General features: G+C 69.3%; 12 protein-coding genes and 1 tRNA gene. 5 read left to right on the top strand and 8 right to left on the bottom strand.

The window, feature by feature from the left end; all coding sequences use genetic code 11:
- Positions 1–55 precede the first annotated feature (55 nt).
- The gene (locus HHUB_RS03310) at positions 56–712 is read left to right on the top strand and encodes an AIM24 family protein (protein WP_059056185.1); all 657 of its coding nucleotides are present in this window, start codon (positions 56–58) and stop codon (positions 710–712) included.
- Here HHUB_RS03310 and HHUB_RS03305 read toward each other — a convergent pair whose 3' ends face one another.
- The 3 genes from HHUB_RS03305 to HHUB_RS03295 all read right to left on the bottom strand — a co-directional run bounded on the left by HHUB_RS03305 (position 713) and on the right by HHUB_RS03295 (position 2,762).
- Complete coding sequence (locus HHUB_RS03305; protein WP_059056184.1) at positions 713–1,123, bottom strand: CoA-binding protein; 411 nt, start codon at positions 1,121–1,123, stop codon at positions 713–715.
- A 31-nt stretch (positions 1,124–1,154) separates the two neighbouring features.
- Positions 1,155–1,802 carry an RAD55 family ATPase gene (locus HHUB_RS03300; protein ID WP_059056183.1) on the bottom strand — a complete coding sequence of 216 codons (648 nt, stop codon included), beginning with the start codon at positions 1,800–1,802 and terminating at the stop codon, positions 1,155–1,157.
- 120 nt (positions 1,803–1,922) lie between these two features.
- Complete coding sequence (locus HHUB_RS03295; protein WP_059056182.1) at positions 1,923–2,762, bottom strand: geranylgeranylglycerol-phosphate geranylgeranyltransferase; 840 nt, start codon at positions 2,760–2,762, stop codon at positions 1,923–1,925.
- A gap of 106 nt (positions 2,763–2,868) precedes the next feature.
- Between HHUB_RS03295 and HHUB_RS03290 the strand changes: the two genes are divergently transcribed.
- A tRNA-Arg gene (locus tag HHUB_RS03290) sits at positions 2,869–2,943 on the top strand.
- A 118-nt stretch (positions 2,944–3,061) separates the two neighbouring features.
- On the opposite strand, the gene HHUB_RS03285 is transcribed toward HHUB_RS03290, so the two are convergent.
- Positions 3,062–3,487, bottom strand: a complete 426-nt coding sequence (locus HHUB_RS03285; protein ID WP_059056181.1) for a type IV pilin — start codon at positions 3,485–3,487, stop codon at positions 3,062–3,064.
- 231 nt (positions 3,488–3,718) lie between these two features.
- Between HHUB_RS03285 and HHUB_RS03280 the strand changes: the two genes are divergently transcribed.
- Positions 3,719–4,033 carry a hypothetical protein gene (locus HHUB_RS03280; RefSeq protein ID WP_059056180.1) on the top strand — a complete coding sequence of 105 codons (315 nt, stop codon included), beginning with the start codon at positions 3,719–3,721 and terminating at the stop codon, positions 4,031–4,033.
- 22 nt (positions 4,034–4,055) lie between these two features.
- Here the strand turns inward: HHUB_RS03280 and HHUB_RS03275 are convergent, their stop codons facing one another.
- A complete protein-coding gene (locus tag HHUB_RS03275; protein ID WP_059056179.1) occupies positions 4,056–4,868 on the bottom strand; it encodes a TrmB family transcriptional regulator in 813 nt (270 codons plus the stop codon).
- A 377-nt stretch (positions 4,869–5,245) separates the two neighbouring features.
- Here HHUB_RS03275 and HHUB_RS03270 point away from each other — a divergent pair, with 377 nt between their 5' ends.
- Positions 5,246–6,037 carry a TrmB family transcriptional regulator gene (locus HHUB_RS03270; protein WP_059056178.1) on the top strand — a complete coding sequence of 264 codons (792 nt, stop codon included), beginning with the start codon at positions 5,246–5,248 and terminating at the stop codon, positions 6,035–6,037.
- Here the strand turns inward: HHUB_RS03270 and HHUB_RS03265 are convergent, their stop codons facing one another.
- From HHUB_RS03265 to HHUB_RS03255, 3 genes are all read right to left on the bottom strand, one after another.
- Positions 6,038–8,524, bottom strand: a complete 2,487-nt coding sequence (locus HHUB_RS03265) for a right-handed parallel beta-helix repeat-containing protein (protein WP_059056177.1) — start codon at positions 8,522–8,524, stop codon at positions 6,038–6,040.
- Complete coding sequence (locus HHUB_RS03260) at positions 8,521–9,660, bottom strand: calcium-binding protein (RefSeq protein WP_143416406.1); 1,140 nt, start codon at positions 9,658–9,660, stop codon at positions 8,521–8,523. The genes HHUB_RS03265 and HHUB_RS03260 overlap by 4 nt, the downstream gene beginning before the upstream one ends.
- Before the next feature lie 88 nt (positions 9,661–9,748).
- The gene (locus HHUB_RS03255) at positions 9,749–10,774 is read right to left on the bottom strand and encodes an NAD(P)/FAD-dependent oxidoreductase (protein ID WP_059056175.1); all 1,026 of its coding nucleotides are present in this window, start codon (positions 10,772–10,774) and stop codon (positions 9,749–9,751) included.
- 252 nt (positions 10,775–11,026) lie between these two features.
- Between HHUB_RS03255 and HHUB_RS03250 the strand changes: the two genes are divergently transcribed.
- Positions 11,027–12,805: an acyl-CoA carboxylase subunit beta gene (locus HHUB_RS03250; protein ID WP_059056174.1), complete on the top strand. Its 1,779-nt coding sequence runs from the start codon at positions 11,027–11,029 to the stop codon at positions 12,803–12,805.
- Positions 12,806–12,807: the final 2 nt, after the last annotated feature.

Below are 12,807 nucleotides of genomic sequence, written 5' to 3'. Positions count from 1 at the left end.
CGCGCGCGACCGGGCGAAACCCACAACGGCGCCCGTCGAGAACCGACGCGGTAGAATGGACATCTCGACCCTCCCACAGGCCGCCGACGCCGACGCCGACGGCTTCCGCAAGGAGAACAACCGCCTCCTCGGCATCCCCGTGGACGGCAGCGTGATGATTCGCGCCGGCTCGATGGTCAGCTACACCGGCGAGTTGACGTTCACCGGGAAGTCAAGCGCCGAGGGCGGGCTCACCGGCTTCGTCAAGGAAGCGGTGACCAGCGAGGGGACGCCCGTGATGGTCGCGGAAGGCACCGGCTACCTCTACGTCGCCGACCGCAGCAAGAAAGTCCAGATTCTGGACCTCGACGACGGCGAGTCCGTCTCGGTCAACGGCAACGACGTGCTCGCGTTCGACGCCGGCGTCGACTACGAGATCAGCACCATCGGCAGCCTCTCCGGCGCAGCCGCCGGCGGCCTGACGAACGTCTATCTCACCGGCCCGGGCGAGGTCGCCATCACGACCCACGGCGACCCGCTGGTCCTCGAACCGCCCGTGAAGACCGACCCCGACGCGACCGTGGCGTGGAGCGACGCGCTCTCGCCGTCGTTCTCCGTGAACAAGGCGTTCGAAATCGGGCAGACCTCCGGTGAGTCCGTCCAGATGGAGTTCACCGGCAACGAAGGGTTCGTCGTCATCCAGCCCCACGAGGAAGGCGGTCAGATGCAGTAGTCAGGCCCTCAAGCGACCGTGTTCGACTTTGATGCACTTGTCCTGGACGACGCGTAGTCCCGCGTCCTCGGCGCGCCGGGCGGCGTCGTCGTCCTTAATGCCCAGTTGCGTCCACACGACCTGCACGTCGTCGCGCGCGATCGCTTCGTCGACGATGCCCGCGACCTCCTCGCTGGGCCGGAACACGTCCACCACGTCCACCTGCTCGTCGACGTCGGCCAGCGAGTCGTACGCCGCCCGGCCGAAGATTTCGTCGGCGTACGGGTTCACGGGAATCACGTCGTAGCCGTGGTCCAGCAGGTACTGCGGCACGTCGTGGGCGTCCTTCCCCGGCGTCGAGGAACACCCGACGACGGCGACGTGGTCGTACTCCAGAATCTCGGCGAGTTCCGCGTCGGATTCGACGGGCATACGCGCTCGTTGGGCGGCCGCGGCGAAAAAGCTACAGGTCGCGCCAGCCGGTGCCGTCCTCGATGCCGACGAGCCGCGCCTCGAAGCCGCCGTCCTCGCGCTCGCGGAGCGTGACGATGCCGTCGAACAGCTGCTTGAGCGTGCTCACCGTCTGCTCGTCGTGGGCGCTGGAGTCGACGACGAACACGCCGAGGGCGTCCGCGGACTGCACGCGCCCCGTGAACACGTGCAGGAACCGGAACACCGTCTGGAGGTCCGAGTACATCAGCAGCGTCGACAGCGAGTGCAGGAGGATGCGGTTGCGGGTGACGCCGCGCTGCTGGTAGAGCGCGCGCAGCAGCTCGGAGAGCTCGATACCGATGCCCGTCAGGTCCACCGGCGAGGACGCGTACCGGACGAGCTCTGACTCGGTCGCCGTCCCCATCCCCTGCTGTTTCGTGACGCAGTCGACGACGCCCAGCAGCGGCTCGGTGTCGCCGACGTGCTCGGCGAAGTCCTCGATGACGCGCTCGGCGCTGTCCTTCGTCGACACGACGATAGACCCCTCACCGTCGCGGGCACCGGTCGCGAGAACCTCGAACCCGAGGTCGCGCTTGCCGCTCATCGGCGGCCCCTCCACGAGGACATTCGTTCCCGGCTCGACGTCCACGTCCGAGAAGGCCGCGCCAAGCTCGTACATTATGCTCCCCCTCGCGTCCCTACTGCGACCGGGGAGTTGCACGGCGACGAGTGGTACTCCCCCGTTCTCATCTGCCCGAAAGATATGCTGATTCGCTTAAATTCCTTTTGATTGGCCGCCTCACGGGGCGGCCAGCCGACCCGCGACGAACGCCACAGCGGCGACGAACGTCCCGGCCTTCAGGAGTTGCTGGCCCGCCTCCGGGTCGTCGAAGCTCCGGTACGCCGCCGCCAGCATCACCGCGTCCGCCGGCACCACGACGACCAGGTACCAGACGCCGAACGTCCCCGCGAGGTACGGCACCGGACTCGCCAGCACCGCGACGATCAACAGGACTGTCCCGAGGACGAGCGCACGCCGCTCCCCCATCACGATGGGGAGCGTTCGCAGTCCCTCCTCGCGGTCCCCCGCCACGTCCTCGACGTCTTTGATGACCTCGCGCGTGAACGTCGACAGCGCCGCCAGCACCGCGAGCACGCCGCCCGCCAGCGGGTCGCCGACCGCGGCCGCGCCGAACAAGAACGTGCTCCCCACGAGGTACGCCACCAGCGCGTTCCCCGCGCCCGGCAGCCCCTTGAAGTACTCCGTGTACGTCACCAGCCCGAGGAGGTTCACCGCCGCGATGCCCAGCGCCAGCGGCGGCAACAACAGCGCCAGCGCCACCGCACCCGCGAACAGCGCGAGGCTGAACGCCAGCGCGCCCCGGGCCGACACCGCCCCCCGCGGAATCGCGCGCTCCGGGTTGTTGATGCGGTCGATTTCCCGGTCGAAGTAGTCGTTAATCGCCATCCCCGCCGCCGTCGCGAACCACGTCGCCCCCACCGCGGCCGCCGTCGCCACCGGCTCCGCGAACGCCCCGCCAGCGACGAACGCCCCGATGAACGTCAACGCGCCCGCCGCGACCGTGTTCACCGGCCGCGTGAGCTCCACCAGCCCTCGAACTGTCCCCGCCACGCTCATACCCACGCCTACGCGGACCACCCCGAATAAAGGAGGCGATACGACCGAACCCGCACCACCCCGAATCACGGGGTTTAAAACCGACCTCCGTCTACGTTGGCGTGCCGGGCGCTTAGCTCAGCTTGGACAGAGCACTTGGCTTCGGACCAAGACGCCGCGGGTTCAAATCCTGCAGCGCCCATCATTTTCCGAGGAGCGAACGCGAGAGTTGAAACAAGATTGAGAGATATGTCTCGGCCCGTTTGTTGGATGCTACGGCTAACGGGTCGATAAATCCGCAAAACGGTGCCGCAGATTCGTTACGCAGTGCTGTTCGTGAGTGTGACTTCTTCCTGAGTGACGACAGTCTGAGAACCACCCTCACCGTACGCGGTAACCGTAATCGTGGTAGAGATTGGGCCGGACGCAGTGTTGTATACCTTCACGCTGTCCCCAACTTCAGCGAGATTCACGCCACTAGTGGCATTAGTGTCGGTGCTAGTCGTGGAGACACTGAGGTTAACCGCATTTCCTTCACTAATCCACGTCACACTTGCGTTCCCGTCGTTGGTCTGACTGACGTCGGCGCCGGCCTGTACGTTTTCGCTGACGGAGTCGCCGAAGCCGAGTACGAAGCTGGCGATGACGGCAGCCAGGATGACTGTAATCGCGACCATCAGGATGACGCCGATGACCGGCGACACGCCGCGTTCGTCGAAGTCCGGAATCTCGAAGCTGACTTTCATAGTTTTCGTTACACGCGTGACACAGTTGGTCAGCGCTTACACGCGGATTGCCATCGACTGCAATAAAACCACTGCGGTGGCGGGCGTCGAATCCGACAGGCGGCAGCCGGTTGTCTGACGGACGAGCAGGTGGCGTTCGGGGGGCGGCGGGCGAGCGGCGAGCCACGCAGCCGGGCTCGGAGGCGGGGCGCGAGTCGCGCGGCTTTTCCGGCCGTGCGGCCCGTGTCTAGTATGGCGACACTCGGTACGAAGCTCGTGCAGATGGACGCGGTGCCCGCGGTGATACACTACGCGGACGGCGGGCAGGACGGCCCGCTGGAGATCCAACACGTGCAGGTCGACGACGACACCGTGAACGCGGTGATTCACGTGCAGGCGGGCGGGACGCAGTCGCTGGCGCGAATCACGGGCGGGCTCGACGACGACGAGCTCGAACTCCAGATTCCGACCGAGCCCGCGGAGTTCGACTCCGTGGAGGCGTTCCTGGCCGCCGACGATATCTTCGAGACGGCGAAGACCATCGTCGACGTCCAGACCGACCTGTAACTCGGGGCCCGGGAGTAGAACGCTACTCGCCGACCTGTCCGGGGTCGCGGCTCGGCACGAGCCCCTGCGCCATGAGTCGGCGCGCGAGGACGACGAGCCCGTTCCCGACGCCGGTGCCGAAGATGGCTTGCTCAGTGTGCGTGTCCGGCATGATGGAACTCACGAGGAACGCCGACCGGTCCACGAGGAGCAGTCGGCCGATGGCGACGTCGTGTTCGGCGTCGGGGTCGCTGCGGAGCCACTCCAGCCCAGAGATGAACGTGGTCGCGTCCGGGACGGCGGCCTGAATCTCGGCCTGCGCGGACGCCGAGACGGCGCCGATGGCGAGGTCGGCGCCCTCCGGGATGGCGTTCAACTGGGCGACGAGCTCGTCGGTCAGCAGGGAGTCGTCGCCGACCACGAGCACCACTTCGCGGTCGGCGTCGGCGACGAGCTGGTTCGCGCGGTTCGCAATCGCGGTCTGTCCAGTGAGCGTCCACACCTCCTGGACCGAGGGCTCCGTCTCGCTGTCGACGCTCTCGACGGCTTCCAGCGCGTCCCGGAGCTGTTCGACGCGGGACTCGTACTGGTCGCGCAGCGTCTCGGTGGCCTCCGACAGGGGGACGGCACGGAACTGCTGGGGGCTGGAGTGCTGGACTTCGACCAGCCCCTGTGCTTCCAGGACCCGAATCGCGTCGTAAATCCGGGTTCGCGGCACGTCCGTGACCTCGCTGAGCTTTTTCGCCGTGCCCGTCGGAATCCGCGTCAGCCCGACGAAGCACTTCGCTTCGTACTCTTTCAAGCCGAGTTCTTGGAGGACGTCGACGGCCTCCTCGGCGTTCTCGTTCGTAGTCATGTGTCCCAACCCGCAGCCCGGAGAACCCGGGGGTAGCGGAGGGATAGCAGTGCGCGACGGATATGCGTTGTTACTACCAGGATTACGGTTTCGCCGGTGCGTGTCAGAGGCGAGCTAGCAGGCCGTTAGGCCGCTGCTCCGCCACAGCACCGCGCCCAGTTTGTGATATTTACAGTGAAGAATCACTGGCCGGTAGTAAACGGCGTCTCGAATCACTCCTCCGCGGCTACGGTATTCACCCAATTAATCACAAAATCATTATACGGCCGGCTACCTACCCATCGAGTAGCACGTGGCCCTCTTGTGTCCCAACCACAACCCCGCGTGCCAGCCCTGCTACCTCCGTAGCGGGGTTTCCGGAGCGGACACGCACCGTCATGAGTCCTGATACATCCGACGACGCGCGCGCTGTCGCTATCGAACAGCTCGAACAGTTCGGCCTGAGCACGTACGCCGCGCGCACGTTCGTCGCGCTCGTCGGGCTCGGCACCGGGACCGCCAAGGACGTCAGCCGGGTCGCGGACGTGCCCCGGACGCGGGTCTACGACGCCGTCGACGAGCTCCGCGGCCACGGGCTCGTCGACGTCCAGCAGTCCACGCCCAAGGAGTTCTGGGCCATCTCCGCGGAGACGACCGGCGGGAAAGTCGAACGCGAGTGGCGACACCGCACGGCCGTTCTCACGGAAGCGCTGGACGAGATCGAACCGATAGAGCGCCGCGACGAGCAGCGCGGCGTCTGGACGGTCTCGGGCCGGGAGACGGTGACCGACCGCGTGCTGGAGTTCGTCGAGAACGCCGAGGACCGCATCGTCTACATGACCGTCGGGGAGCTGCTCACCGAGGACGTCGTGGACGCCCTCGAAGCCGCCGCGGGCCGCGGCGTGGCCATCGAGCTGGCGGGCGTGTCGCCGGACGTCCAAGACCGCATCCAGCGGGAGGTGCCCGACGCCGAGCTGTTCGAGTCGCTGTGGATGTGGTCGGACACGCCCGCGGGCCGGCTCATGATGGTCGACGGCGAGACGACGCTCGTGAGCGTGCTCGTGGACGGCGAGAACGGCCGGCCCTCGACCCCGGAGTCGGAGACGGCCATCTGGGGGAGCGGCGAGTCGAACAGCCTCGTCGTCGTGCTGCGGGCGATTTTCACGTGGCGCCTCAACGACGCCGAGTAGCTACCGCGTCGCGAGCGCGAGGACGATTCCTGTCAGGCCACCCCACGCGACAGCGCCGCCGCCGGCGAACGTGAGCAGCGCGCCGTCCCCGAGGAAGCCGGCGACCGCCCAGACGAGGACGCCAGCAGCGGCGAGCGCGTGAATCGTCGTCCCGCTGACCGGCGGGTCGCGGCCGCCGATGGAGAGCCACGTCCCGTAGGCGCCGAGCGCGAGCGCGACCGCGTAGCACAGCGCCCCCAGCCCGCCCCACAGCGAGAGCAGGCTCGCCAGCAGCGAGTCGTCGCCCTCGCTGGGCTCGGGCGCGGTTGTCGTCGCGGTCGTCGTCGCCGCGGTCGTCGGCTGGGTCGTCCGCGCGGCGGGCTCGACGGTGACGTTCACGGTCGCGTCGTTGAGGCTGGCGACGCCGAGTTCGTCCTCGACGACCAGCGAGACCTCGTACGTCCCCGGCTCCGCGAACGAGGTCGCGTACGTCGCAGCCGCGCCGGCGTGGCGCTGGCCGGCGACGGCGAAGTCGTAGCGCGTGATTGTGCCGTCGTCAGTGGACTGCCGCCCCGAGAACTCGACGGGTTCGCCGGGCGTAACGGTCGTCTCGTTGGCCGCGAGCACCGCAGTCGGGCGCTCGTAGCGCGGCCCGAACGGCTCACTCGCGAACGGCACCGGGTCGGCCTTCCCGGCGTCGGTCACGACCGCGTCGCCCGCGCCGCCCGGATTGAGCGTCTCGTGGTACGGCCCCGAGGCGGCGCCCCAGTAGTTGCGCTCGGCGACGACGACCTCGCCGCCGTCGAGGCTGCTCCGCAGCCCGACGATGTGGCCGTAGACGTCGTTGTGGCGGAGTTCGACGTTCGGCGCGTTCTCGACGACCACGCCGGTCGCGGCGGCGGCGTCGCGGCCGCCGTCCGCGCGCTCCCGGTCGGCGGTGTTCAACACCACGGAGTTGTTCGCGAGCCGCGCCGGCGTCGGGCCGGCGACGCGCACGCCGTTCGCGTTCGCCGCGACCGTGTTGTTGTGAATCGCGGTGGTCGCACCGGCTCGCTCGCCGGCGACCTCGACGCCGAACTCGCCGTTGTCGAGCGCGTCGTTGAATCCCACGCGCACCCCGCCGAGCAGGTCGCTCGCGCGAACGGAGAGCCCGTCATCGGCGTTGCCGACGAGGCGGTTCCGGCGGACGGTCACGCCGCGCACGCGGATCGCAGACACGGAGATACCCGAACCGCCGTTCTCGCGCACGACGTTGTCCGCAAACACGGTGTTATCGACCTGCTGGGTGCCGAACGCCGCGCCGCCGTCGCCGTTCTCGGCGAGCGTGTTGTTCCGCACGTCGAACCCGTCCACGAAGACGTACTCCGCGGTCGCGTCGAGGCCGTAGCGGTCGTTCTGGGAGAACTCGTTTCGCTCGACGGCGAGCGAGACGTGCTGGATACCGCCGGCCGTCCGCCGGAGCGCGACCCGGAGGCCGTTCCGAGCGTCGACGACGGTGTTGCGCGCGAACCGCACGTCGTCGGCGTCGGTCGCCGCGTCCACGTGGAACCCGCTCCCGGACGCTCCCCGGACCTCGCTGTCCAGCACGTCAACGTCGTCTAACGCGCCGCCGCGGAACGCGACGCCGTCTCCGCCGACGTTCTCGACTGCGACCCGCCTCAGCCGCACGTCCTCGACGGCGTGGTCGTTGGTGGTCTTCGGGCGCGCGTCCGTCGATTCGGTCTCGAACGCGACGCCGGCTTCGGAGACGCCGGCGACGGTAACGTCGGTCAGCCGGACGTTCGAAATCTTTCGAGCGCGCACGCGAACGCCGCTGGCGCCGGTGTCCGCGAACGTCGTCCCGTCGATGCGGAGGTTCCGCGCCGCGTCGGCGTAGGGGTCGGTCTCGGGGACCGCGACAGTGACGCCGGCGCGCCCGACGTCGGTGAACCGGCTGTCCGCAATCCGGAGCGACGGCGCGCCCGCTCGGGTCGTCACGGCGAGCCCGTCTCGGACGTGCTCGCGGACCGTCGCGTTGGCGAGCCGAATCGACCCCTTGCTGGACGTGGCCGTAATCGCGGTCGTGCCGTGCTCGACGACGGCGTGCTCCAGCCGGAGCGTCGAGTCGCCGTCGCCGGCGTACTCGATGGTCTGCCAGGTGCCGGCGTCCGAGGCGGAGTCGGCGGTCGTGAACTGAATCGGGTCGAGGCCGGTCCCGGCGGCGACGAGGCTCCCCTCGACGGTAATCGTGACCTCCTCGCCGACGTTGACGCGCGTACCGGGTTCGACGGTGAGCGTCGCGTTCCCCGTGACCGTGAGGTCGCGACCGACGTAGTACGGGCCGTTCTCGGCCGTCCACGTCGTGTTCTCTGTCACGTTGCCTTCGACGTACGTCGGTGCCGCTGCGGGCGTCGCGGCCTCGGCTGTCGCGTCCGCAGGCGCGGCCGGCCCGACGGCGCTCGCGGCGACGCCGGTAGTGGCCGCGCCGAGCACCACGAGCGCGGCGAGGAGGAGTGTTCGCGGCGTCATGTGAGTGCGCGCTGGAGGTGAGCCACCGGGTAGTACACCGACCAGTCGAACGGCACGACCTCGTCGGCGACGGCCGCGTTCGCCGCGTCGTTCGGGACCGTGGGGTCCGTGCCGCGCAGCACTTCCTCGCCGTCCGGAATCCCGTCGGCGTCCGAGTCCACCGCGGTCGGGTTCGAGTCGTAGCGCCGCAGTTCGATGCCGTCGTCGAGGCCGTCGCCGTCCGTGTCCGCGTCGAGCGGGTCCGTGCCCGTGTCGCGGTACTCGGTCAGGTCAGTGAGGCCGTCGCCGTCCGTGTCGCGGTCGTTGGGGTCGGTGCCGAGCTGGACTTCGAGCGCGTCCGGGAGGCCGTCGAGGTCGGCGTCGGCGTCGATAGCGGACGTGTTGCCCGCGAGCTCCGAGCGGTCGTCGAGGCTGTCGGCGTCGGTGTCCGCGCTCCCGTAGTCGGTCCCCTCGCGGACCTCCCGGTCGTCGCGGACGCCGTCGTCGTCCGTGTCGGGGTCGGTCGGGTCGGTGCCGAACTGGTGGACCTCGGAGCCGTCTTCGAGGTCGTCGCCGTCCGTGTCGTCGTCGCGGAAGTCGGTCCCCAGTGAGAGCTCGTTCGCGTTCGAGAGGCCGTCGGCGTCGAGGTCGCCGCCCTTGTTGATGACGTGGACCGTGATTGCTCGGTCGTCGCGGCGGGAGTTCCCGCTTGCCTTCGCGCTGTACATCGTCGCGTACAGCGTGTGCCGGCCGGGTTCGAGTTCCGCCTCGCGCGGTTCGAGCGTGAGGTCGGCGTCGGTCGTCGCCAGCTCGCCGAGCGTCACCGTCGTCACGGCCAGCGAGCTGTCGACCTGCTCGCTGTAGCTGGCCTCGCGGCTCTCGGTCAGCCGGACGTCGTAGTCGGCGTAGTACGTCGCGGAGTCGCCGAGGTAGTCGCCGACGGTCACCCGCACGGTCGCGGGTTCGTCGGCCCACACGTAGTAGACGCCGCCCCGTTCGGTCGCGGCGCCCGGCCCGGTCACCTCGACCGAGAGGACGCCCGAATCGACCGTGGCGGCGTCGGCGGTGCCGGCCGCGAGCGCCGTCGCCGGGCTCGCCGCCGCGAGCGCGACGACGACGGCGACCACGACGGAACGCGGGACTGAGCACCGAGACACGTCTCTCTGTCTTGCTGTAACGCACTTGAATATAGTGGTGGTCGCGTCGAGCCCGGGCGCGTGCGACCGCGGCCCCGCGGCGACGCCGTTACCGAATCCGGTCGGCGGCGTCGAGCCCGGACTCGACGGCCGCGTGGACGCGGCCCTCGCCGGCGACCCAGTCGCCCGCGAAGTGGAGGCCTGCGTCTGCGACCGCCGACAGTGGCTCGCGCTCGGCGGCGGCGTCGGGGAGCGCGTACCGCCAGCCCTGCGTGTCCGTCCAGTCCGGGTCGAGGAGGCGGTCGTCGTCGAGCAGCGCGGCGACCCGGTCGGCGGCGGCCGCGACCTGATCGCCGTCCGGGTCGTCGTAGTGTGTCGCCGACCAGTCTGGCGCCATCTGGACGACGAGGAGGCTCTCGCCGTCCGGGACGTGTCCGGGCTTGCAGGACTCGCGGGCGAGCCAGCCGACGTCGTGGTCGTCGTCCGTGTTGACGAGCGCGTACCACTCGCGGTCGAGTTCGAACGGGTAGTGGAGGACCGCGGTGACGACGCTCCGGTACGGCACTGCGGCCGCGGCGTCCCGGGCGGCCGCGAGGCGCTCGTCGTCCCAGTCCGTCGCCGCGAGCAGGTCGGCGGTCTGGGGCGCCGGCGGCGTCAGCAGGACGTCGCCGAACGGCCCGTACGTCTCCCCGTCGGCGTCCGTGAGCGCCCAGCCGCCGTCGGCCGTCCGAGCGAGCGAGCGGACGCGCGTCTCCCGGCGGACCGTCGCGTCGGTGCGCGCGAGCAGGCGCTTCCCGAGTTGCGTGATGCCGGCCGCCCACGTCCACTTCGGCTCGCCGCTGTCGCGGCCCGGCGCGACGGTCCCGGCGCCGTCGAACATCCAGACCGGCTCGGCGATGTCGTGACGGCCGTCGTCGCCGAGGTCGCGCACGAGGTCCGCGACCGGGCCGTCGCCGGGAGTGACGTAGTTCGCGCCGTGGTCGTAGCGACAGCCGTTGCGCCGCCGGGTCGCCGCGCGGCCGGTGACGCCGCGGGACTTCTCGAACACCGTCGCGTCGCGGTCGGCGTCGCGGAGCCGGTACGCGGCGGCGGCGCCCGCAGCGCCCGCGCCGACGACCGCCAGCGAGTCGCTCATACCGGCGGATGGACTGCGAGGAACTTAGCCGCCGGTGGTCCGCGGCCGCGCTGGCGCTACGAGTGCAGCGTCTCGTACACCTGCGGGAGCAGGTACGCGAACGCCGCGAACACGACGACCAGGAGCAGCGCCAACAGCAGTTCGACGGGACCCATGCGGGATTTGTTTTCTGTCTGAGGACGTAATCTTTGTGGCCGATTCGGCGGGCGGCGAAGAGAAAACGGTTTGCCACCGTGCAACTCACGAAAGACCATGAAGGTGCGAATCGGCGCCGGCGCGACCGAAGAGGAAGCACGCGCGGTCGCCGCCGCGCTCGCCGAACACGTCGCCGACGAGGTCGAGGTGTACCTCGGCGACGACGACGAGCCCGCGGCCGTCCACGAAGCGCCCGAGCCCGCCGCCGAGGAGGACGCCGAACCGGAGCGGGAACTCGGGCCGACCGAGCGCGAGGAGAGACTGCGCGAGGAAATCGCGGACATCCTCGACGGCGGCCCCGAGAAGTACAAGGCGCGCCTGAGCGAGCAGGACAAGCTGTTCGTGCGCGACCGCCTCGACCTCTGGTTCGGCGACGAGGGCGGGGACGGCAACGGCGACCTCCTGTTCGAGGACGGGAGGTTCGCGAACTTCGACTCGTGGCACCCGAACAGCCCGGACGTCGAGGAGGCAGACCCCGACACGCGCCTCCCCGCGGACGGCCTCATCACGGGGGCGGCGGACTTCGAGGGGCGGGACGTCCACTTCATGGCCAACGACTTCACCGTGAAGGCGGGGTCGATGGCCGAGCGCGGCGTCGAGAAGTTCCTCCGGATGCAGCAGCGCGCACTCAAGACCGGGCAGCCGGTACTCTACCTGATGGACTCCTCCGGCGGTCGCATCGACCAGCAGTCCGGGTTCTTCGCGAACCGCGAGGGCATCGGGAAGTACTACTTCAACCACTCGCGGCTCTCCGGGCGCGTCCCCCAGATCTGCGTGCTGTACGGCCCCTGCATCGCCGGCGCCGCCTATACGCCCGTATTCGCGGACTTCACCGTGATGGTCGAGGGGATGTCCGCGATGGCCATCGCGAGCCCGCGGATGGTGAAGATGGTGACCGGCGAGGAAATCGAGATGCAGGACCTCGGCGGCCCCGAGGTGCACGCCCGTCAGTCCGGGAGCGCGGACCTCGTCGCCCGCGACGAGGAGCACGCCCGCGAACTCGTCTCCGACCTAATTGGGTACCTCCCGGACAACAGCGACGAGAAACCGCCGAGCCAGCCCGCCGAGCCGCCCGCGAAACCCACCGAGGGCATCGACGGCCTGATTCCCGAGTCCCCGAACCGCGCGTACGACATGCACGAGCTCATCGAGCGCGTCGTGGACGGCGACTCATTCTTCGAACTCAAGCCCGAGTACGGCAAGGAGATTCTCACGGGGTACGCGCGCATCGACGGCCGCACCGTGGGCATCGTCGCGAACCAGCCCGCCGAGCGCGCGGGCGCCATCTTCCCGGACGCCGCCGAGAAAGCCGCGGAGTTCGTCTGGAAGTCCGACGCCTACAACGTTCCGCTGCTCTACCTCTGCGACACGCCCGGCTTCATGGCGGGCTCGCAGGTCGAGCAGGACGCGATTCTGGAGAAGGGCAAGAAGATGATTTACGCCACCAGCGAGGCCACCGTCCCCAAGCAGTCGGTGGTCGTGCGGAAGGCCTACGGCGCCGGCATCTACGCCATGTCGGGACCGGCCTACGACCCCGAATCCACCATCGCGCTCCCCTCCGGCGAAATCGGCATCATGGGCCCGGAAGCCGCCATCAACGCCGTCTACGCGAACAAGCTGAACGACATCGACGACCCCGAGGAGCGCGCCGAGCGCGAGCAGGAGCTCCGCGAGGAGTACCGCGAGGACATCGACGTCCACCGGATGGCAAGCGAGACGGTCATCGACGAAATCGTCCCGCCCTCCGAGCTTCGCACGGAGCTGGCGGCGCGCTTCGACTTCTACGAGGACGTCGAGAAAGACCGGCCCTCGAAGAAGCACGGCACGATTCTCTGAGG

The organism is Halobacterium hubeiense (assembly GCF_001488575.1).
Classification (GTDB): Archaea; Halobacteriota; Halobacteria; order Halobacteriales; family Halobacteriaceae; genus Halobacterium; species Halobacterium hubeiense.
The sequence above is the reverse complement of the archived record's forward strand: the minus strand, read 5'-3'. Positions and strand labels throughout refer to the sequence as shown.

Excerpts from the sequence above, each read along its gene's own strand:
- HHUB_RS03250 (WP_059056174.1), top strand. The coding sequence starts at position 11,027 with ATGAAGGTGCGAATCGGCGCCGGCGCGACCGAAGAGGAAGCACGCGCG.
- HHUB_RS03285 (WP_059056181.1), bottom strand. The coding sequence starts at position 3,487 with ATGAAAGTCAGCTTCGAGATTCCGGACTTCGACGAACGCGGCGTGTCG.
- HHUB_RS03280 (WP_059056180.1), top strand. The coding sequence starts at position 3,719 with ATGGCGACACTCGGTACGAAGCTCGTGCAGATGGACGCGGTGCCCGCG.
- HHUB_RS03270 (WP_059056178.1), top strand. The coding sequence starts at position 5,246 with ATGAGTCCTGATACATCCGACGACGCGCGCGCTGTCGCTATCGAACAG.
- HHUB_RS03265 (WP_059056177.1), bottom strand. The coding sequence starts at position 8,524 with ATGACGCCGCGAACACTCCTCCTCGCCGCGCTCGTGGTGCTCGGCGCG.
- HHUB_RS03275 (WP_059056179.1), bottom strand. The coding sequence starts at position 4,868 with ATGACTACGAACGAGAACGCCGAGGAGGCCGTCGACGTCCTCCAAGAA.
- HHUB_RS03255 (WP_059056175.1), bottom strand. The coding sequence starts at position 10,774 with ATGAGCGACTCGCTGGCGGTCGTCGGCGCGGGCGCTGCGGGCGCCGCC.
- HHUB_RS03295 (WP_059056182.1), bottom strand. The coding sequence starts at position 2,762 with ATGAGCGTGGCGGGGACAGTTCGAGGGCTGGTGGAGCTCACGCGGCCG.
- HHUB_RS03300 (WP_059056183.1), bottom strand. The coding sequence starts at position 1,802 with ATGTACGAGCTTGGCGCGGCCTTCTCGGACGTGGACGTCGAGCCGGGA.
- HHUB_RS03310 (WP_059056185.1), top strand. The coding sequence starts at position 56 with ATGGACATCTCGACCCTCCCACAGGCCGCCGACGCCGACGCCGACGGC.
- HHUB_RS03305 (WP_059056184.1), bottom strand. The coding sequence starts at position 1,123 with ATGCCCGTCGAATCCGACGCGGAACTCGCCGAGATTCTGGAGTACGAC.